The sequence below is a fragment of the Zobellia uliginosa genome (assembly GCF_018860745.1).
In the GTDB taxonomy this organism is placed as follows: Bacteria; Bacteroidota; Bacteroidia; order Flavobacteriales; family Flavobacteriaceae; genus Zobellia; species Zobellia uliginosa_B.
Window position 1 is genome coordinate 408,573 of record NZ_JAHKPY010000003.1, and the last position, 23,375, is coordinate 431,947.

Consider the following 23,375-nt stretch of genomic DNA (forward strand, 5'->3'; position numbering starts at 1 on the left):
CTTGTATCAAGGCTTATCGATTAATATATAAACCCTAAAAATTAGTCGCTTGTATGAATATTTAGAATATACCAGAATAGTAACATAAGGCTTGCAAAAAGCCCTAAAGAGGCTGCTACATATTGATGGGTTTTATATTTGTGGACAAGGTTGGAGGTTTGGTATAAAATTGAGCCAGACGCCAAAATAACCATAACTCCGCTAAATAATAGCCCTAAGTCAAACCCAAATAAGATACCTGCAACTATAAGGCCAAGTGCAATTGCGAATCCAACGGCTAAAATAGATTTTAAAAATGAAAAATCTTTCCTTGTCAATAAAACTATGGCAGAAAGTCCTGTAAATAAAGAAAGCGTCATAATAGCCGCTTGATTTAATATATCAAAGGAGCCTCCATCGGTGTATGATAACACGATAAAAATCAGAGGGATAAAAATAAAGGCTTCTGCAATTACATAAATAAGAAGCGCCAAGTAATGCATCTTACTGCTCGTGCTCTTTAAGGCAATACGTTCTGCATAGTTGGTTATGAATAAAAAGCCACCTAACATAATTAGCCAACTATAACCATCTGTTAAGGATAGGGCAAAATTCAGTAGGGGAGGAATTTGAAAAAATAAGGTTTCTATAAGAATAAATAACAGTACCGCACCTGCTAAATGCGCATATGTTTTTCTGTAAAAGACAGCTCGTTCGGTTTCGGTAAGTGTGCTTTCCACTTGGTTGGTGGTAGTGTTCTGGTAGTCCTTCATGTTAATGGTTTAGGTGGTAATACAAATAAAAAAATAATCCGCTAAATGTTGCTAATTATTTGTTGAACTACGGTTTTAATCGTTTTTGGTCTAACATTCTTGTTTTCAATGTGTAATGGGTGTTGAATAGAGCTACAAAAACAGCAGAACTTACATTTTATCTCAAGAAAATACAACAGTTATTTTACTATGTAATAAAAGTACTTTAGCTGATGATTTGTAATATGTAATTGGGCGTCAAAGGGTAGAATAGAGAAGTAATAAATGGCCACAATTTATTTGTAACCTTAATTTTGAAAACAATAGATAAAATTTTCTAGGCCAGCAAAATTGTTGTTAGCCTAGAAAACTAGATATAGATAGGTTTCACTTAAATTGAAAAGCATTATTCAAAGAATGCTCTCCGGATGCCTAATTCCAATCCGCGTAATTCTGCCAATCCTCTTAGGCGACCAATAGCAGAATATCCTGGGTTTGTTTTTTTGTGGAGGTCATCTAACATTTGGTGGCCATGATCAGGCCGCATAGGTATAACTGCATCCTTCCGGCCTTCGTTTTTTCTTCGTTTTTCTTCTTCTAAAATCAATTTTACCATATCGTACATGGGCACATCGCCTTCTAGGTGATTGGCTTCATAGAAATTTCCATTCTCATCACGTTTTGTACTTCGTAAATGTAAAAAGTGAATCCGGTCAGCAAAACGTTTTAACATTTTAGGAAGGTCATTATCTGCCCTAGCGCCCAAAGAACCTGTACAAAAGGTCATCCCGTTATTTATGGACTTCACCTGATCAAAAATATAAGCGTAATCCGCTTCGTTTGTCATAATTCTAGGCAATCCTAAAATAGAAAACGGTGGGTCATCTGGATGTATGCACATCAACATTCCATTTTCTTCTGCGGTGGCCATAATCGCATTCAAAAAATAGACCAGATTGCTGCGCATATCATCTTCGTCCATGCCATTATAAGTGTCTAGAGTGGCCTGAAACGGACTAAGGTCTATGCCAGTTTTAGGTATATTATAAGTTTCTGAAGATCCTGGTAGACCAGCTATTATTGTTTTAACCAATTGATAGATGTCATCATCGGACATACTGTTGAAGTGTGCTTGGGCAGCTTCAATTTGAGTTTTGGTAAAGCTTTTATCGGCATTCGGTCTTTTTAAAATAAAAAGGTCAAAAGCAGCAAGAGCCGTGGCATTAAAGAAAAGAGCCTTTGAACCGTCTTCAACTTCATGATATAGGTTAGTACGCGTCCAATCAAGAACAGGCATAAAATTATAACAAACTACGTTTACGTTACATTTAGCCAGATTTTCTAAACTAATCTTATAATTTTCTATAAGTTGTTCAAAACCATCTTGCTGAGTCTTTATACTTTCATGAATAGGTAACGATTCTACTACGGACCATACCAAACCATTTTCTTCTAAAATATTCTTACGTTTCTCTATTTCTGATATAGGCCAAATTTCTCCATTGGGTATATGATGTAATGCAGTAACGATACCTGTGGCACCGGCCTGTCTAATATCTTGTAGGCTTACCGGGTCATTGGGCCCATACCATCTCCATGTTTGTTCCATATTTAGGCACTTCTTAATTAGTTGATAATTGATTAAATCAGCAAGGAAACTCTATACTCCGCTAAAAGCACTGAAACCGCCATCTACAGGAAGTACGATTCCTGTAATAAATTTTGAGGCATCACTACATAAAAACTGAATAGCACCGTTAAGTTCCTCAACTTCTCCAAAACGGCCCATAGGTGTATTTCTTATTATAGTCTCACCCCGTTGGGTGAAAGAACCGTCTTCATTGGTAAGTAGTGCTTTGTTCTGTTTTCCGATAAAGAAACCTGGAGCTATAGCGTTTACTCGAATACCGCTACCGAATTTGGTAGCCATTTCCACAGACATCCATCTGGTGAAGTTTTCCATAGCAGCTTTAGAAGCAGAATACCCTGCTACTCTTGTAATAACACGGTCTGCAGCCATAGAAGAATAGTTAATGATAACACCTTCTTTTTGCTCGGACATCACCTTACCGAAGATCAAAGAGGGAATAAGTGTTCCGTTGAGGTTAAGTTCCGTAACCTTATTGAAGTCATCAATCTTAATATCAAAAATAGATTGGTCAGGAGCAACCGTTGCTCCTGGTAGGTTTCCGCCCGCAATATTTAAAAGAATATCAATTCTCCCATAATCGGACAGAATTTGATTTTTAGCACTTTCTAAGGAGTTCTCACTTAGAATATCAGCTTCATATGCTTTGGCGTGTCCGCCCACGGTTTTAATTTCATCTAAAAGTGCTTCAACAGAATTTTTTTTACGGGTAAGCAAGGCCAATTTTGCTCCAGAATTAGCTAAACTTTTTGCTACACTACTTGCTAAAGCTCCACTCGCTCCAGTTATTACTGCAATCTTATTTTCTATGTTAAACATGGTTTGTGTTTTATGAGTGCCCAAGATAAAACAATCTAATCGATTACCCAGACATGAATATGTCATATTCTTTTATCAAGTAAAATATGATATGATTTTCCATATCAATGGATTTAAGAACAGTTTTCAGTCAAATAAAAATCAATTGCTCAGCCATTTAAATTATGATTTTTCAATGTTTAATTGGGTTACAGACCTATTTTTGTGTAACAAATACACTTATAAATGATGATATGATCATTTGTTGCATTTATATGATCATTTGTTCTTAAATAATTGTTAAATAAAAGTCATTTTTGAGAAACTTAAATAAATGTTAACAGCTCAATTAAACTCAGGCACTTATGAATCAAACTAAAATTAAAATTAAAAAATGGCAACCCAACAGATATTTGTCGGGATTGTTATGGCTTCTGGCAATAGCTTTTGGTCATGCCCAAGACATCACCATAAACGGTACGGTTGCAGATAATTTAGGCCAGCCTTTACCTGGCGCCAATGTTCTGGTAAAAGGTACTACGAGTGGTACACAAACAGACTTTGATGGTAAATTTACACTTAAAGCCCCTGGTAATGGAACCATTTCTATAAGCTATATAGGTTTTGTTACCAAAGAAGTAGCTATTAACAACCAAACTAGTATTAAAGTATCTCTTGTGGAAGATGCAGAGTCTTTAGATGAGGTTGTAGTAGTGGGTTATGGAACACAGAAGAAATCAGATTTAACGGGTGCTGTGGCAACTGTAGGGTCAAAGGATATTGAAAAGTATACTTATAATGATGCCTCGCAAGCCTTACAGGGTAGAATGGCTGGTGTAAATGTTCAAGCTCAAGGTGGTGCACCAGGAGCTAGCTCTGTAATTACTATTAGAGGTACGGGAACATTTAGTAACGCTGGACCTTTATTTGTAATTGACGGTATGATTACCGGAAATATGAATACGGTAAATCCAGGTGATATTGCTTCGGTTTCCGTTTTAAAAGATGCCTCAGCAACTGCTATTTACGGTTCTAGGGCGGCAAACGGTGTAGTTATTATAACTACGAAACAAGGTAAGAAAGGAAAAGTCAGTATTGATTTAGATACAAACTTTGGTTATCAAAAAGTAATTAATCAGGTAGATTGGGCCGATGCTACACAATATGCTGGTATTGTTAATCGTGCTAATGATGCGGATGGTGTTCCAAGGTATCCCGCTAATGATACGGAATTCGACCCTAATTACAGTAGTAATTTATATGACGATTCTTTTAGAACTGCATCTGTGAGTAATACCAATCTTAGAGTTTCGGGCGGTGGTGAGAACAGTGTTTACAGTCTTTCCTTAAATCAGTTTGATCAGGACGGGGTTATTAAATTCTCAGATTTCAAGAGAACAACTGTAAGAGCTAATTTTGGATTGGACAAAGGTAAGTTTAAACTTCAAAGCACTATTGGTCTTACTAGAACAGTAGATAATCCTAATCCTTATTTTAATAAAGAAAGAAATTTGCTGCCTACAATTAGATTGAGAAATGATGCTGGAGAATGGAGCGCAGATGATAGAGCGGACAGAGGAATAACAACAGCTTACGGAGCTTTTTATGGTCCAGGTACAATTGCGAATGAATTAGGTATCGCGGATACAGAAGACAGAACTAATACCTTAAATACTGTTATTGGTAATGTTTCAGGTACCTATGAAATATTTGATGGCTTAAGCTATAAGTTAAACTTAGGGATGGAGTCCTCTTCAAGAAATAACTACACTTTTAGTCCTGATGCACAAGTTATTTATAGCGGAACGAATAAGGCTACATCAGAATTAAGCGAAACCAATACTAATCGTCTAAATACCTTAGTAGAACATACGCTTAACTATAAAAAAGCTTTTAATAAGCATAGTGTAGATGTATTAGCTGGTTATACCGATCAAAAAAATAATTCTAGATCTTTAGGTATAGTAGCGCTAAATGCTATAAATGACATTAGTGTTGCAGGTGCTTTCAGTTCAGAAAATTTGCAAAGAGCCCCTTCACAAGATATCACAACAACTATTCAATCTTATTTTGGAAGGTTAAACTATACTTTTGATGATCGATACTTGCTAACGGCTAGTTTACGTCGTGATGGATCATCTCTATTTAAGGAAGATCTTAGATGGGGTACTTTTCCTTCTATGGCAATTGGATGGAACTTAAGTAATGAGCCGTTTTTATCTAGTTTTGATGCGGTCTCTAATATTAAATTAAGAGCTGGTTATGGAGAAATAGGTTCTAATAATGTTGATGCATATGCAATTAATCCTTCTATAAATCTATTTAGCACTTATATTCTTGGTGATACGCAGTCCAGAGAATCTGGATATGCAGTTACAAGAGGTGTAAATAGTAATATCTTTTGGGAAACTACAAAAACTACAAACTTCGGATTAGAGTTTTCTACATTGAATAATAAGATAAATGTAACCATGGATTATTTTATTAAAAAATCCGAAGATATTTTAGTTGATATTCAATTACCTCTTTACACAGGGTTTTCTAATCAGATTCCTTTCAATAGAGGAAACATAGAAAACAAAGGTTTTGAATTCTTGGTGACTTATGCAGATCAAATTGGCGATCTAAACTTTAATTTAACCGCTAATTTTTCTACCTTGGATAATGTGGTAACCTCTTTAGGTGGGCAAGCGCCAATCGTTGGTGGAGGATTTACTTCTAATGGATTACAGGGGACAAGAACAGAGGTAGGTGAATCTATCGGTTCGTTCTATGGATATGTAACCGATGGAATTTACCAAACAGACGCAGAAGCTGCTGCTGCTAACGATCAAGAGGGTAACCCAATAGCAGGTGATCTTAAATTTAAAGATTTTAATGGTGATGGAGTTGATCCCGACGATAGAAAGTACCTAGGTAGTTCAATTCCTAATTTTGAGTACGGATTTAATCTAACCGCAGATTATAAAGGGCTAGATTTAAGCTTGTTCTTTAATGGTGTGTCAGGAAACAAAATTTTGAACTCTACGAAATATAGAGGATATTTTGATTTTAATGGCAATTATTTAGCGGATGCGGCAAATGCCTGGACACCTACTAATACAAATACCAATATACCAAGAAACACACAAGTAGACCCAGGGTTTAACCGTAGAATGTCTGATTTTTACTTAGAAAATGGTGCTTATTTTCGTTTAAGAAATGCGCAATTAGGATATACACTTCCGGATGATGTATTAGAAAAAATAAAGATACCCAAAATCAGACTATACGTTTCAGCCACTAACCTTTTTACAATAAGTGATTATTCTGGTTATTATCCAGAAATTGGCAGAAATAGTAGAGGAGGTACTAGCCAATTTAATAACGGTGTTGATGAAGGTAATTATCCTACTCCGAGAAGTTATCAATTAGGTTTGCAAGTTTCTTTTTAATAAAAAAATGAGAAAAATGAAAAATAATAAAATCACAATAAAGGGTGTAGTGGCAATATTTGCTCTTTTAACCCTTAATATAAATTGTTCCGATGATGCTTTAAATCAGGACAATCCAAACATCCTGGTACCGTCATCGTTTTGGGGTACAGCAGAAGATGCAAATAAAGCTATTTTGGGAGCGTATAGCCCATTTATTGCCATAACGTATTACTCTAGATTTGAAGTGTTCCTTTCTGATTATAGGGATGATGTTGTAAATGGATTTAACTCTTCTGACCGAACGGCAGCTGGTGCATTCAATGCCACTGCAGACCGTAATGCACCCAAATGGATGTGGGAAGCTCAATTCAGAGGTGTTTCAAGAGCTAATGATGTTCTGTTCAATGTTCCCAATATAGAAATGGGAGCAGCAGAGAAAGAAAACATATTAGGAGAAGCTTATTTTATTAGAGGTTTCAACTATTTTAATCTAATAAACAACTTTCTAAATGTTCCTATAATAACAATTCCAGTAGATCAGATGGAAGCTCCGGATTTGTTACCGCAAGCACCTCCTGCAGAAGTATGGGCGCTAATTGAAGAAGATTTAAAGAAGGCACAAACCATGTTGCCAGATTCGTGGCCAGCAGATCAAACAGGTAGAGCTAGGGCCAAAGCTGCTACAGGTTTATTAGGTAAGGTGTATTTATATCAAGGTAAATATGCCGAAGCTAAAGCGGAATTCATTAAAATTATGGATGGAAGCTTTGAATTAATGGAGGATTACGCGGATAATTTCACTGAGGAATTTGAGAATAATAAAGAATCCTTATTTGAAATTCAGTTAATTGCCGATGGAAACCAAGGATGGGGCGCAGATGCTTCAAATAGTGGTTCTGGGTCAGCGTTTCAAGCAGATTTAGCTCCAGTAGGGTATACCAATCAGAATACCATGAGGGTTAATCAATGGGCTTTGGATTTATTCTTGGATGAGCAAACGGTAAACGGAGAAAACGATCCAAGAACGTACACCACTTTCTTTTGGAATACTGAGGATATTACAATATACCAAGGAGATACATTACGCTCAAGAACTTATCTTAACACATCTTATGCAGATGCCTATGATGCCGCGGGTACAAATATATTTGGAAACAAATATGCAGATTGGAAGTTTAATGGTAAAAAAGAATCTAGAGATGGCGGATGGCACAGTTCTGGAAATAACCTAAGAATATTAAGATATGCAGATGTACTTTTAATGTTTGCTGAAGCAGAATTTAATCTTAACGGGTCCACCCAAGCTGCTTTAGACGCTATCAATGAGGTAAGAGCAAGAGTTGATATGCCGGCTTTTGCAAGCATTACATTGCAAGACATTGAAGACGAACGTGTAAAAGAGTTGACTTTTGAACGTACTAGATATTTTGACTTACTACGTTGGGATAGGGTGAAATCTAGAATTGTTGACAATCCAGATTTAAAATCTGAAAGTGGTGGTACAAGCTCTTACAAACCAGGAAGAGAGTACCTTGCAATTCCTCTTTCAGAATTAGATGGTAATAATAATGACGAAGGGTTTAAACAAAATCCAGGTTACTAATAATCAATAGTCAGGAAATTTAAAGGGAACCGTTAACAAACGGTTCCCTTTTATATTATTTATATTTAACTATGAAAAAGATAGTTCTTCCTTTAATTATTCTATTTATAGTTTTTTCTTGCGCGAAGAAAAACAGGGTAGATAAAAATTTTATAGAGATAGGTCCTAGTATATCTGGTGTAGACTTTTCTAATACTATTATTGAAAATGACACTTTAAATTACTTTTCATTTCCTTATTTATATTTAGGGGCAGGTGTGTCTACAGGAGATATAAATAATGACGGGTTATCTGATATCTATTTTACAGGTAACCTAACTCCTAACAAATTATATCTTAATAAAGGGAATTTACAATTTGAAGATATTACGGAAAAAGCTGGTATTGCAGGTGATAATAGATGGTATTCCGGTACCACAATGGCCGATGTAAATAATGACGGCTATCTAGATATTTATTTAAGCGTATCTGGTAAGTTTAGTACTACTGCAAACCAATTGTTTATCAATAACGGGGACAATACTTTTACTGAAAAAGCAGCTTCTTATGGAATTGCAGATGAAAGTATTTCTATACAATCTACATTCTTTGATTATGATAATGACGGATTTTTAGACTTATTTGTTGCTAATTACCCCAATGTTTTAGTAAGCATGGGCAATCATTATTATAAAAACAAAATGGACCTTAATGCTCATGAGGATTCTGGGCACTTATATAAAAACAACGGAGACGGAACATTCTCTGATATCACTGAAAAATCTGGAGTACAAAATTTTGGATTAACGTTAGGTTTGGTTGCTTCTGATTTTAATAATGATGGCTTTAAAGATTTATATGTAAGTAATGATTTTAATGTTCCGGATTATTTATACCAAAACAATGGCGATGGGACCTTTACAGAAATCTCAAAGGATGTGGCTAAGCATACTTCTATGTTCGGTATGGGATTGGATGTAAATGATTTTAACAATGATGGTTTAGCAGATATTCTTCAAGTAGATATGACAGCGGCAGACTATAAGCGCTCAAAAACTAATATGGCCAGTATGAGCCCAGAAACTTTTTACGAGTCAGTAGACTTAGGTTTCAACTACCAGTACATGCAAAACTCTTTACAGTTGAATAACGGTATCTCTCATGATAATAAACCCGTTTTTAGTGAGATATCAAGATTTTCGAACATGTCTACTACAGATTGGAGCTGGGGAGCACAATTTGCAGATTTTAATAATGACGGATGGAAAGATGCATTTATATCAAATGGTGTAAAAAGAGATGTAAACAATAATGATGTAAATGCAAAATACAAATCTGAAAATTTCTTTGGAGAAAATAAAGATAAAGATTACAGATTAATGCCTAGTACGCCAATTTCAAATTATGCCTTTGCGAACAACCAAGACCTTTCTTTTTCTAACGTAAGCAAAGAGTGGGGGTTGGATAAAGCTGGTTTTTCCAATGGGTTTGCATATGCCGATTTGGATTTGGACGGTGATTTAGATTTAGTGATTAATAATTTAGATTCACCGGCATCAATTTATGAAAACAAAAACATAGAAAATAATAACTACCTGAGAGTAAAACTTCAAGGAGAAAAAAACAATCCTTTTGCCTTAGGTGCTAAGGTTGTTATTAACGAGAAGACCAACAAACAAACTCAGGAGCTAACATTAACCAGAGGATACCAGTCTAGTGTAGAACCAATTGTTCATTTTGGGCTAGGACAAGCTGAAACGGATAATTCCGTAAAAGTAATTTGGCCAAATGGGCAGATGCAGCAGATAGAGGATGTAAGTTCAAATCAGCTTCTTATCGTAAAGTACGATGCTTTAAAAACAACTAGCAATCATATAGATGAGACAGATTATGGCTTTACAGAAGTTTCAAATATAATTAAGCCAACCTTTAAGCACACAGAGGACGTTTATGACGATTTTGAGATAGAACCTTTATTACCGCATAGATATTCTCAATTAGGGGCTAAAGTAGCAACAGGTGATATTAATTCAGATGGATTGGAAGACTTTTTTATAGGTAATGCAAAGGGGAGTTCCGGTGCTATGTATATTCAAGATAAAGATGGAGAATTTACATTAAAAACGGGTCCTTGGGAGAAAGATTTACAGTATGAAGACACAGGTGTTTTACTTTTTGATGCGGATAACGATAAAGATTTAGATTTGTACGTAGTAAATGGTGGTAACCATACCTCGGTACACAAAGATTATTATCAAGATAGATTATATATAAATACGCCACAAGGTTTTATGAAAAGTGCAAAAGTACTTCCTGAAATTACGGCTAGCGGACAGGAAGTTGTTACTGCGGATTATGATAATGATGGTGATTTAGATTTGTTTGTTGGTGGTAGAATAGTTCCCGGAAAATACCCGTTCCCCGCTCAAAGTTATATTCTAAGAAACGATGGCGGAAAAGATTTAGATTTAAAATTTACTAATGTAACGGAAAAAATAGCTCCCGAACTGTCTAAAGCGGGTATGGTGACTTCTGCTGTTTGGGATGATTTTGATAATGATAACAAAATGGACTTGATAGTCACAGGAGAATGGATGCCTATTAGCTTCTTTAAGAATAACGGTCAAAAATTTACCGATGTAACAGATGATTTGGGATTCACGAATTCCATAGGATGGTGGTATTCTTTAGAAAAAGCAGATGTTGACGCAGATGGTGATATGGATTATCTTGTAGGAAACTTAGGCCTCAATTATAAGTATAAAGCTAGCGAAGAAACCCCGTTTGAAGTATATGCCAATGATTTTGATGAAAATGGCAGTATGGATATAGTACTTAGTTACAAAAAAAAGGGAACGATACTGCCTTTACGCGGCAGAGAATGTTCATCTCAGCAGGTACCCGCAATAAAGAAAAGATTTGAAACTTTTGAATCTTTTGCTAACGCAGATTTAAATGATATTTACGGCGAAAAAATGTTGAAAAAAGCATTGCATTATAAAGCTAATACATTTGCTAATTCTTGGGTCGAAAACAATAACGGAGAATTTATTGTTCATAAGTTACCTACACGGGCCCAGTTTACGTCAATAAATAAATTTGAAATTTTTGATTATAACGGAGATAATTTTCCGGATATACTTATTGGTGGCAATCTATACGAAGCAGAGGTTGAAACACCTCGTAATGATTCGGGAATAGGCTTGGTCTTGGTCGGAAATTCAAAGGGCCATTTTGAGGTTTTGGATATGAATGAAAGTGGTTTCTACGTACCAGGTGAAATAAGGGATATAAAGTCAATAAAAATAGGTAATCAACAAAAACCCGCATTTATTTTTGCTCGAAACAATGACTCTCTTTTATTGATTGAACAGAAAAAGTGATTTTTTTTTAATAGTACACTTATGTATAGTATCTTTTATGCTCATTAAAATAATAGATGAAATTATTAATAGAAAATAGACTGATTTTAAAAACCATATGGCTGCTTTCAGTCGTTTTAGTTCCTTTTGTATTTTGTAATGCCCAAGATAACATCAACTTCAAACATATTACCACGAGTGACGGTCTCTCCCAAAGTGACATCAATACTATTTATCAAGATAAACAGGGGTTCATGTGGTTTGGTACTTTTGATGGGCTAAATAAATATGATGGTTATAAATTTACGATTCATAATCCAAGTGTTAACGAGCCAAATCGGATAAGTAGCAATCTTATTTCCGCCATAACGGGTGATGACCAAGGTAATCTTTGGGTGGGGTCAACCGGTAAGGGCCTTAATTTTTATGATGCGTCTACGGGTAGTTTCAAAACATTTGTTCATAATGAAGAAAATCCATCCAGTATCATAGGAGACCACATTACGGCCCTATTTAAAGATAGTAAGAATAGATTGTGGATCGGTGAGCGAGATGGTCTTGATATGGTAGACCTGTCAGCATCTCAGCAAAATATTGAATTCCAGCATATAAATTCAGAACAAGATATTTTTGTTATGGGTTGGGAAGGCAGTTCTATTTATACTATTTATGAAGATAAAAACGGCCAACTTCTGGTTGGTGGCGCAACGGGCTTATTTATATTAAAAAAAGACCCTAAAGGGAATAATTATTTTGGTAATATCAATAAATCCCTGGGCCTGCCAGATTGTATTGTTAGAAGTATTGCAGAAGATAATTTGGGTAGATTGGTGGTAGCTACAAATGTTGGTCTTTTTTGCCAAATTAAAGGAAAAGGACGGAAACTCGTTAATATTTACGAAAGTAATGTGAATAAATTGCTGGTAGATCATAACAATAGGCTATGGGTGGGTTCTAATGACGGGCTTCTTTATTTTGAAAACACTTCTACAGAGAAACCTCCAAAACTTGCCAAGCGTTTTACTTATGACTCTAGAGACGCAAGTAGCATCAGCAAGAATATTATCAAATCTTTATACTTGGATAAAACGGGTATTATTTGGGTAGGTACAAATGGTGGCGGTTTAAACACTTTTGATCCAGGTAGAAAACAATTTACCCACATAAGAAACACACCAAGCCCTAGCAGTTTAAGTTATGACAAGATTAGGGCTATGTACGAAGATAGCAATGGTACGTTATGGATTGGTACAGAAGGGGGAGGCCTAAACATGTTACTCAAAGAGGATGACGACGGTAATTATGATAAGTTCAAACGCTTTAATTCAATATCAAAAACATTTGCAATTACAGAAACAACACTGAACAATAAAAAAACTCTATTAATTGGAGCGGAAAGTACTCCCGGTTTTTATCTATTGGATATTGATGATCCTGAAAGTATAAAAGAATCTAATTTCATTCCGCAAAAGCTTATGAATGGTGTGTTTAGCCTTATGAGCGATTCTAATGATAACCTGTGGATAGGAACATATATATCAGGCGTACATAGGTGGACTAAAAATAAAGACGGTGATGGGTATGACAAAATGAATTTTAAGAGCTATCCCAAGCAGTCTAATGCATTAGCAAGTAATATCGTAAGAAATATTCTTGAGGATAAAGATGGTAATGTTTGGTTTGCAACGGGTGACGGGCTTTCTAAATTGGATAAGATAGAGCGATATAAAAAAAATCCTAAGTTCCAGACTTTTAAAAATGACCCAAACGACCCAAAATCTATTAGCCATGATTACATTCTTTCGTTGTACCAAAGTACATCGGGAGTTTTATGGGTGGGTACCTTTGGCGGCGGACTAAATAAATTCATACCCGGTAAAGACGGCGCGGAAGATAGTTTCGTTTCTTATTCTGGCAGTGATGGGCTTCCCAATAATGTCATTAAAGGTATTTTAGAAGATAGTAAGAGCAATTTATGGCTATCTACCAATATGGGTTTATCAAAATTTAACCCCAAGAAGGAGACCTTTAAAAACTACAATGAGAACGATGGTCTTCAGGATAATGAATTCCAAGAATTAGCATGTGTAAAACGTGCGGATGGTGAAATGCTATTTGGAGGAATAAACGGGTTTAATGCCTTCTACCCTGAAGAAATTAGAGATAATGAGGAGGTACCGGAAACGGTAATAACTGATATGCTCATTTCAAATAAATCGGTACAAGTTGGATCTGAGGTTAATGGTAAAGTAGTCCTCAATAAAAGTGTAGATAAAACCAAGAATATTGAGCTGGGTTATAAACAGAACAATTTTTCTTTTGAGTTTGCGGCCCTGCACTATGCCGCACCTTCTAAAAATCAGTTTGCTTACATGCTTAAAGGTTTTGATAATGACTGGATACAAACGAATTCTACAAAACGTTTTGCTACTTACACTAATTTAAGTCCGGGAAAATATGTATTCAAAGTAAAAGCTTCTAATAATGATGGCTTATGGGATGAATCTCCAACGGAAATAAATATAAAAATCACCCCACCAATTTGGCAGACTTCCGCAGCTTATTTGTTTTATGGTCTATTGGTAATGGGGGTTTTATGGCTGTTTTGGAGATATACCTTTATTAGAACGAGTGAAAAACATCAATTAGAACTAGATCATCTAGAAAAGAAGAAGTCAGAAGAAATGCAACGTGTTAAATTGGAATTTTTCACGAACATTTCACATGAGTTCAGAACACCGCTTACTTTGATTAAAGGTCCCTTGGAGTATTTACGAAAAGATGGTTCAAAAGTAAGCCAGACCAAGGTTCAGGAACAGTACAACATCATGTACAAGAATACCAACTATCTACTTAAATTGGTAAATCAGTTATTGGATTTCAGAAAGATAGATCAAGGTAAAATGCACTTGGTAGTACGGAACAGTAATATAGTAGACTTTATTAAAGAAGTTGGCCAACCTTTTCAGTTTTTAGCTCATAAACAGAATGTAGATTTCAATATTTCCGCAACGGAAGATGCAATAATCTCTTGGTTTGACCATGATGCTTTGGAAAAGGTCATGAATAATCTTTTATCAAACGCATTTAAATATACGCCAGATGGGGGTCACATAACCATAGAAATCTCGGTGGGTAAAAAAGCTAGTTCTGATGATATACCGAAGAATGTAGTTATAAAAGTTAGGGATTCAGGATTTGGAATCGCAAAGAATAGAGTGAGTACTATTTTTGAGAGATTCAATACTCAAGATAAAAAAGACACAAGAAATCTACAAGGTGCAGGTATAGGCTTGTCCTTTACTAAGAACTTAATTGAATTACACCAGGGTTCCATTATAGTTAAAAGCAAACCAAATAAAGGAACTGATTTTATTGTGACGTTGCCTATGGAGAAAGAGTCGTTCATGAACATTCCGGAGGTAAGCATTAAAGAGGTCTCCGAGAGTGATTTTCTAGTCCGCTCATCGGAAACGGAATCCTTCGCAATAGGTATAAATGATGAAATCCTTGATGAGGATGTTTCAAAATCACGGCCTAAACTGCCTATTTTGTTAATTGTAGATGATAATACGGATATCCGTACTTTGGTAAAGCAGGCTTTGGACAGTGAGTATGTGATTTATGAAGCTGAAAATGGTAAACAGGCATTGCAGATGGCAAAAAGCTTGATGCCCAATATTATCTTAACAGACATTTTGATGCCTGTAATGAACGGTACTGAATTCTGTGAAAAGCTAAAGGCGAATAAAGAAACAAGTCATATTCCCGTGGTCATGTTAACGGCGAAGGCTTCTGAAGAAAGTGAGATAGAAAACTTAAAGCTAGGTGTGGAAGGCTACATCAGAAAACCTTTTGAAATGGAACTTCTTCAGCTCACCTTAGCAAATATATTGAAACAAAGAGACGAACTGCGTAAGCAGTTTACACGTAACATAACGCTACAGCCAACAGAAATAGCGGTAACATCCGTAGATGAATCTTTTCTGCAAACAGCAATTGAAATTGTGGAAAAACATATGATGAATACTGATTTTAATGTGGAGATGTTGGTAAAAGAAATGGGGTATAGTCGCAGTAATCTATACATGAAATTTAAAGAGATTACCGGGCTTTCGTCAAGTGAATTCATTAGAAATATTCGACTTAAAAGAGCTGTTCAGCTTTTTGAGCAAAGTGATCTTTCCGTAAAGGAGATTATGTACAAAACAGGATTCAATACGGCATCTTATTTTTCTAAATGTTTTAAAAAACAATTTGGGGTAATCCCTAGTGAATATGTTGCTAAACTTAAAGTAAAAAAGACAACCTCATAGATTATTATCATGAAAGTATATCTGCATATCAAATTTTGTTTGCTAGTCTGTTTTATAGTATTCGTCTCATGTGGACAGCAAAAAAAAACAGAAACAGAGAAAGTGCCAGTGCTAATACCGGACGATAAAAAACCAAATATTATCATTGTTTTTACGGATGATCAAGGGTATGGAGATTTGGCTTCCCATGGCAATAAATACATTAAAACGCCCAACTTAACTTCCTTTAGTAAAGAAGCTTTGGAGCTTACCAATTTTCATGTGGGTACCACTTGTGCTCCAAGTCGTGCTGGTCTTATGACCGGGCGTAATGGTAATAGAAATAACACTTGGCATACTATTGCCGGTTGTTCCATTTTGTTGGAGGATGAAAGGACAATGGCACAGGTCTTTAATGAAAATGGTTATAGTACGGCTATGTTTGGAAAATGGCATTTAGGGGATAATTATCCATATAGGCCTTTTAATAGAGGGTTTAAAGAAACCTTGTATCATGGTGGTGGCGGGGCACAACAAACACCTGATTATTGGAACAATACTTATTTTAACGACACCTATTTTAGAAATGGAGAGCCGGAAAAAGTTGAGGGTTATGCTACGGATGTCTGGTTTAATGAAGCTATTAAGTACGTTCAAAAAACTAAAGAGCAACCATTTTTCTTGTATTTGCCGTTGAATGCAGCACACAGTCCATTTAACGTGCCGGAATCATACGCTAAGATGTATGAGGATGCTCCGTTGACCGATGCACAGAAACGTTTTTATGGCATGATTACCAATATTGATGAGAACTTTGGAAAGTTGGTGACTTTTTTAAAGGACGAAAAGTTATTTGATAATACTATAATCATCTTCACCACAGATAACGGAACTGCTGCTGGTATATCCAAAGGAAAAGATGGAAGTATTTTAGGTTATAATGCGGGTTTGAGAGGTACAAAGGGAAGTCACTATGATGGGGGACATAAAGTACCTTTTTTCATCAGTTGGCCAGATGGAAAAATTGAAAAAGGTTCAAAAAGTAATGAACTGGTGGCAAATGTAGATTTACTTCCAACATTGAGCAAAATGGCAGGAATTGAATTCAATTCTGAAAAACCTTTGGATGGAAGTGATATGACATCCGTTTTATTGGAGGAGGCAATAGACAGTACACGTATGTTGGTCATTGATACGCAACGAGGCCAATGGCCCGAAAAAGGCAAAAATAGCTGTGTAATGACTACGGAATGGCGGCTTATAGATGGTAAAGAGTTGTATAATATAGTTGATGACCCTGGACAAAAAAATGATGTTGCTGAACAACACTCGGATAAGGTAAAAAAAATGCAACAGTTTTATGATCAGTGGTGGTCCAGTATAGAACCGGAAATGAGATATGCGGAAATTCCTCTAGGCCACGAGAAGGCTAATCCGGTGACGATAACAGTTCATGATTTGCATACAGATGAAAGTATTCCATGGAACCAAGTGCAAATCCGCCAAGGAAAATCTTCTCCAACTGGTTATTATAGTATTAATGTTGTTGAAGATGGTAATTATCAATTCAAATTATATAGGTATCCTCCAGAGTCTGGTTTGGCCCTCAACGCTGCCGCGGACCAAATTACGGGTACATCAACCATTGATGCATTGCCGGTGGGCAGGAGTATTGACTACAACAGTGCAGAAGTAGAATTAGGTGATACTTTGATTAAAGCAAGTGTTGACCCTGCTAAACCATATGCCCTTTTAGAAGGTAAATTGAAGAAAGGAAGTTATGAACTTCGTACCGACTTTTTTACGGTAGACGGAGCAAAAATACCTGCATATTATATTGTTATTGATAAAAAGGACAACGTATGAAAAAGACCAAAATAACTGTAGCCAAAAATTTAAATCAAAAAGTTGTACTATCCCGAAGATCGTTTATTTCCAAGACAGCGCTTGCAGCGGGTGCAATCAGTATAGTTCCGAGACACGTTTTGGGAAAAGGTTTCATTGCACCAAGTGATAAAGTAAACCTAGGTTATATCGGTTTGGGTAAGCAGAGTATTACCCTTTCCAATGCCTTTTTGGCGAATACGGATGAAGCTCAAATCGTTGCGGGATCTGATGTGTGGACTACCAAAAACGAATGGTTTAAGGCACATGTAAACAAACTATATGCGGATAAAAGAAATCAAAAAGAGTATAATGGTTTAACCGTTACGGGCAATTATCTTGAAATTTTAGATAGGGATGATATTGATGCTGTTATTGTTGCCACACCTGACCATTGGCATGCCATTCAGGCTATTGGAGCAATGGAAGCGGGTAAACACGTGTATTGTGAAAAACCTTTGACTCTCAAAATTCAAGAGGGAATTGATATGGTGAAGACCGTTAAAAAAACGGGTAAGGTTCTTCAGACCGGAAGCATGCAACGTTCGTGGGCAACTTTTCAAAAGGCTACCGCAATGGTGCGGAACGGACATTTAGGCGATATCAAAAAAGTGCTTGTTAATGTAGGTGATCCTGCAGTTCCATTTAATATGAAATCGGAACCTGTGCCGTCTCAGGTAGATTGGGATCAATGGTGTGGTCCAGCTCCTTTGTTACCTTATAATGAAAGATTATCACCACCTAACAGTGCAGCATTTTTTCCTGACTGGAGACTTTTTAGCGAAACTGGAGGAGGTATTCTGACTGACTGGGGTGCCCACATGTTCGATATTGCGCAATGGGGGTTAGGCATGGACCGTTCTGGTCCTGTGAAGTTTGTACCTCCCACAGATAAGAATGCTGTACGCGGAATGCAAATGTTTTATGAAAACGGAATTGAAATGGTCCATGAAGATTTTGGTAGGGGATGGGGTGTTCGCTTTATCGGAACTAAAGGTAATCTTGATATCAGTAGGAGATATCTTGAAACAGACCCACCTGGTATTTTAAAATCTCAGGTAACGGATAAAGAGGGCCTAAAATCTAGAGGTAATCATTATCAGAATTGGATAGATGCCATTAAGAACGATACTCCGCTTATCTCAGATGTAGAAATTGGTCATCGTTCTGCTACGGTCGGTAATATTTGTAATATAGGCTATAAATTAGGACGTACTTTAGAGTGGGATCCTAAAAAAGAAAAATTTATTGGTGATAGTGAAGCTAATAAAATGAAAAGTAGAAAAAATAGAAAATACTAAAAATTATCCTCCGGGCCTTCTTTTCCTGAAGGTACCGGGGGTTACTCCATTTTTTAATTTAAACATTCGAGAAAGATAGGAAACTGTGCCCATACCGGTTTTCCCCGCTATTTGTGCCAAAGTATTATTAGTAGTAAGCAGTAAGGTTTCTGATCTTTCCAAACGAACGGTCTGTATGTATTTACTGGGGCGTATGCCAAATTTTTGTTGAAACACCCTCGAAAAATGGTCTGAACTTAAGTTACTATGTGCAGCCAAATCGGCTACCGTCAGGGGCTCATGTAAATGCTCTTTTATGTAATTGAGCACTTCATGAAAACCATTTCTAATATTTAATTTAAAGCTCTTGCTGTTCTGTACAAATGGAGAGAAAAGAAGTTGTAACAGGGCATGGGTCTTAATATAAGATTTAGCAGATAAAAGTTCATTTTTCTTTTCGGTCTCTACCATAAATTTTCGGTTATCATATATACTCGGGTCCTTTTCCATTAAGTTGCGGGTGGGGTGTAGATGTATAAGCTGTTTAAAATATTCAAAAACTTGCACATCCGCTTTTAGGTCGTAATTAAAATCTTTCATGTCGTAAATGGAAAGGTGGTCACCAACTTCTTCGGAAAAGTGAATATAGTAGAGCTCTAAATGGTCTTGACATTGATAACGGCTATAGGTAAAGCTAGGAATGAGGTAAAGATGCCCCGGTTCTAGATCAAATTGTTCGTAGCTATGGTAAATCCGTGCGGTTCCCTTGGTTACTAGATATAGTCGCGAGTATGGGCTAATTACATTGTCATAATCCCAAGAGGAGTCCAGTTTAGAATAGCCGCAATGCAAAAAAGTTAGCTTTAATGACTGAAGTACCTTGTTCATGCAAAGAGTTCGTTTATCGGATTTTAAATACTTTTTATCGTTTGGTAAATATATAAATAAAGCTTGTGTTTACTTGTTAATTGGCCATTTATAGATAGATTATTTCATTCTGTTCCAAGAATTACCGTTTTTAAAAATATCGGATTTGTACAATTCATAGCCTGATTTCTGCAAGAAATCGACAAAACAAATGATTTAATTTTGTGGAAAACATAAATTTTCTCATAAATAATGTTCAAATTATCAAACTATTTCCTTTTTTCTTTCGCATTAGTGTTGTTTTCATGTGGTGGTCCAGACCTTCCTGAAGACGTGGAAATCGCCTATGGGAAACTTCCGGAAAAAGTAGATTTCAATCAGCATGTAAAACCTATTTTATCCGATAAATGTTTTATTTGTCACGGACCTGATAAAGCAAAAATCAAAGGTGGGCTTCAGTTGCATGACCCGGAATTGGCCTATGCAGAATCTCCAAATACACCTGGCCTATATTCCATAGATCCTGGTAATCCAGGTAATAGTGAAGTAGTAAAAAGAATCTTGACGGATAACCCGGATATTATTATGCCTGCACCGTCATCGCATTTAACTCTATCGCCAACTGAAAAGGCTATGTTGATCAAATGGATAGACCAAGGAGCGGAATATAAGGATCACTGGGCTTTTTTAAAACCCGTAAAACATGAGGTTCCAAAAGTAAAACAGGCGGAATTTGTCCAGAGCCCGATAGATAATTTTGTTTTGGCCACTTTGGAAGAGAAGGGTTTTGAACCATCAAAAAGAGCAGAAAAGGAATTGTTGTTAAGAAGAGCTTCCATAGATTTAACAGGACTTCCTCCAACTTTAGAAGAAATGGATGCCTTTGTGAACGACACATCCGAAAATGCTTTTGAGAAGCAAATAGACCGGTTATTGGCGTCCACTCATTATGGCGAACAAATGACTTTAGACTGGATGGATGTTTCTCGTTATGCAGACACCCATGGTTACAGTAATGATAGATATAGAGACACATCACCATGGAGAGATTGGGTCATAAAGTCCTTTAATAAAAATATGCCTTATGATGAATTTATTACATGGCAATTGGCGGGAGACCTTTTTGAAAATGCAACAAAAGAACAAGTTTTAGCAACCACTTTTAATAGATTGCATCCTCAAAACTTAGAAGGTGGTATTATAGATGAAGAATTTAGATCGGAATATGTAGCAGATAGAACGGCAACGGTTAGTCAAGGTATGTTAGGATTATCCTATGCTTGTGCCAAATGCCATGATCATAAGTACGACCCTATATCTCAGAAAAACTATTTTGAGATGTATGGCTTTTTTAACAATGTAGATGAGACCGGACTGATTCCTTGGGACTTGGCAACTCCTGTTCCCGCAATGTTATTGCCAACTAAAGAGCAAGAAGATGTATTGGCCTATCTAGAAAAGATTGTAGATGAATCTGAAGAGAAGTTAGAAACTACGGCCAAGACAGAGCGCGATAATTTTGAAAAATGGATAGCTAGTAATTCGTTTAAAGATATTCCGGTAAAAACACGTCCTAAAGGGTTGATCGCATCTTTTGATTTTGATAATCAAAACCTGGTGAACGCTGTTGGTGGAAACGGAAAAAATAACATCAGGATGCGTCAGCATTTTGTTGATAATGAAAAAGCCGTTTATAAAGAAGGAGCTAGCGGTAAAGGCCTTTATATGGACGGGGATACATGGTTAGATCTGGACAAAATTGGTATTTATAAGCGTAATGAACCTTTTAGTATTTCTATTAAAGTTTTTATTCCTAAAGACTTAGAAGATGGGGTAATTTACCATAAGATGCAAGGACCTGAACTTCATAGCTTTAGAGGGTATCACTTAAAAGTAAAGGAGAATAGGCTAGAAGCCTTATTTGCGCATGTATGGCCAGATAATTCAATGGTAGTAGAGTCTTTAAAAGAAATTCCAAAAGAGAAGTGGTTTCAAGTAACTCTTACCTATGATGGTTCTAGTAAAGCAAACGGTATAGGCATCTATTTGGATGGAGAAAAGCTGCGGACCAAAACCACTTTTGACAACCTGTATAAAGATATTGTCTTTAATAATATGAGCAATTATATTTATAAAGGAACCGTAGAACCTGGTCTTAGAATAGGGGCTATTTGGAGAGGAAAAGGTATAGGAAAGGCAACGGTAGATGACCTTATGGTTTTTGATAGAGAGATAGGTGATGTTGAAGTAATGCAAATAAGCACTACGGATAAACTAAACAACTTGGTTGCAAAATCCAGTGATGCACTCAATGAAAAAGAGAAGGCGCAACTGGCCCAGTATTATTTGTTCAATAACTCACCAAAATATAAGGAAGCAATTGCTACGTTGAAGAAAGACCGGGAGGTTTTGGTAGATAGTATAGAACCGGTAAAGCAAATTATGGTTATGAAAGAGCGTAGCACACCCAGACAGACCTATATCTTAGATAGGGGTAATTATGACTCTCCAACCGATTCTGTATTTCCGAATGTTCCAAAAGAAATCTTCCCTATGGCAGATAGCCTTCCAAAAAATAGGTTAGGTTTGGCTAAATGGATAACGAACAAAGACAATCCATTAACGGCAAGAGTAGCGGTAAACAGATATTGGCAAAATCTTTTTGGAAGAGGGTTGGTTAAGACCTCAGAAGATTTCGGTAATCAAGGAGAGCTACCCAGTCATCCAAAATTACTGGATTGGTTGGCAATTCAATTCGTAGAATCTGGTTGGGATGTAAAGGCCTTACATAAAACCATCATGATGTCTAGCACCTATCAACAAAGTTCTGTCATAAGTGAAGAGCTTCTTAAAGTAGACGGAGAAAACAAATGGTTGGCAAGAGGGCCTTCAACCAGACTTTCCGGTGAAATGTTAAGGGATAATGCCCTTTATGCTTCAGGTTTATTGAATGAAACGGTAGGTGGTAAGAGTGTGAAACCCTATCAACCGGATGGATTGTGGAAAGTAAATGGAGATACCTATGTTCAAGATGGAGAAGAAGGTTTGTATAGACGTAGTATGTATACCATCTGGAAGCGTACCGTGCCTAATCCAACGATTTCAACTTTTGATGCGCCTACAAGGGATTTATGTACCAGTAGAAGACAAAAAACAAATACGCCATTACAGGCACTGGTAGTATTGAACGATCCTACATATATAGAGGCCTCTAGAGTTTTAGGGAAACAAATGACGGAGGCAGAGGACGTACGGAAAGGTATAGCACAAACCTTCAAAAAGCTTGCAGGTAGAAATATTACCGATCAAGAATTGGATGTTTTGGCCAAGCTTCAAAATAAGGAATACAAAAAGTTCAGTACTAATTTGGATAAAGCAAAAGGTTGGTTACAAACCGGGGCTTTTAAAGTTTCAGAAACGGATGATAAAGCATCTATAGCTGCCAATGCAGTGGTAGCAAGTACCATTATGAACGCAGATGCCACTATCACCAAAAGATAATAGTTAACAGC

11 protein-coding genes are annotated in these 23,375 nt (G+C 36.4%); 7 read left to right on the plus strand and 4 right to left on the minus strand.

The features are described from left to right. Positions 1-41 precede the first annotated feature (41 nt). The 3 genes from KO521_RS05580 to KO521_RS05590 form a co-directional block, all read right to left on the minus strand. Positions 42-752 (minus strand): Bax inhibitor-1/YccA family protein, encoded by a 711-nt coding sequence (locus KO521_RS05580; RefSeq protein WP_215938920.1) that lies wholly within the window; start codon positions 750-752, stop codon positions 42-44. 385 nt (positions 753-1,137) lie between these two features. Further along, positions 1,138-2,340 (minus strand): mannonate dehydratase, encoded by a 1,203-nt coding sequence (gene uxuA, locus KO521_RS05585; protein WP_215938921.1) that lies wholly within the window; start codon positions 2,338-2,340, stop codon positions 1,138-1,140. Between the two features lie 51 nt (positions 2,341-2,391). Beyond that, complete coding sequence (locus KO521_RS05590; protein ID WP_215938922.1) at positions 2,392-3,198, minus strand: SDR family oxidoreductase; 807 nt, start codon at positions 3,196-3,198, stop codon at positions 2,392-2,394. Positions 3,199-3,542: 344 nt separating this feature from the next. Here KO521_RS05590 and KO521_RS05595 point away from each other — a divergent pair, with 344 nt between their 5' ends. The 6 genes from KO521_RS05595 to KO521_RS05620 all read left to right on the plus strand — a co-directional run bounded on the left by KO521_RS05595 (position 3,543) and on the right by KO521_RS05620 (position 19,017). Continuing rightward, positions 3,543-6,611: a SusC/RagA family TonB-linked outer membrane protein gene (locus KO521_RS05595; RefSeq protein WP_215938923.1), complete on the plus strand. Its 3,069-nt coding sequence runs from the start codon at positions 3,543-3,545 to the stop codon at positions 6,609-6,611. 16 nt (positions 6,612-6,627) lie between these two features. Beyond that, positions 6,628-8,196 (plus strand): RagB/SusD family nutrient uptake outer membrane protein, encoded by a 1,569-nt coding sequence (locus KO521_RS05600; protein ID WP_215938924.1) that lies wholly within the window; start codon positions 6,628-6,630, stop codon positions 8,194-8,196. A gap of 71 nt (positions 8,197-8,267) precedes the next feature. Then, positions 8,268-11,558, plus strand: a complete 3,291-nt coding sequence (locus tag KO521_RS05605) for a VCBS repeat-containing protein (protein WP_215938925.1) — start codon at positions 8,268-8,270, stop codon at positions 11,556-11,558. Positions 11,559-11,614: 56 nt separating this feature from the next. After that, a complete protein-coding gene (locus tag KO521_RS05610; RefSeq protein ID WP_215938926.1) occupies positions 11,615-15,853 on the plus strand; it encodes a two-component regulator propeller domain-containing protein in 4,239 nt (1,412 codons plus the stop codon). Positions 15,854-15,955: 102 nt separating this feature from the next. Further along, positions 15,956-17,698, plus strand: coding sequence for an arylsulfatase (locus KO521_RS05615; protein ID WP_354668195.1), 1,743 nt, complete (start codon positions 15,956-15,958; stop codon positions 17,696-17,698). Next, complete coding sequence (locus KO521_RS05620; RefSeq protein WP_215938928.1) at positions 17,695-19,017, plus strand: Gfo/Idh/MocA family protein; 1,323 nt, start codon at positions 17,695-17,697, stop codon at positions 19,015-19,017. Before KO521_RS05615 ends, KO521_RS05620 begins: the two co-directional genes overlap by 4 nt. A 3-nt stretch (positions 19,018-19,020) precedes the next feature. On the opposite strand, the gene KO521_RS05625 is transcribed toward KO521_RS05620, so the two are convergent. Next, entirely contained in the window at positions 19,021-19,884 is an 864-nt protein-coding gene (locus KO521_RS05625) for an AraC family transcriptional regulator (RefSeq protein ID WP_215938929.1), read from the minus strand. Positions 19,885-20,115: 231 nt separating this feature from the next. Here KO521_RS05625 and KO521_RS05630 point away from each other — a divergent pair, with 231 nt between their 5' ends. Further along, the gene (locus KO521_RS05630; protein ID WP_215938930.1) at positions 20,116-23,364 is read left to right on the plus strand and encodes a DUF1553 domain-containing protein; all 3,249 of its coding nucleotides are present in this window, start codon (positions 20,116-20,118) and stop codon (positions 23,362-23,364) included. The last annotated feature ends 11 nt before the right edge of the window (positions 23,365-23,375 follow it).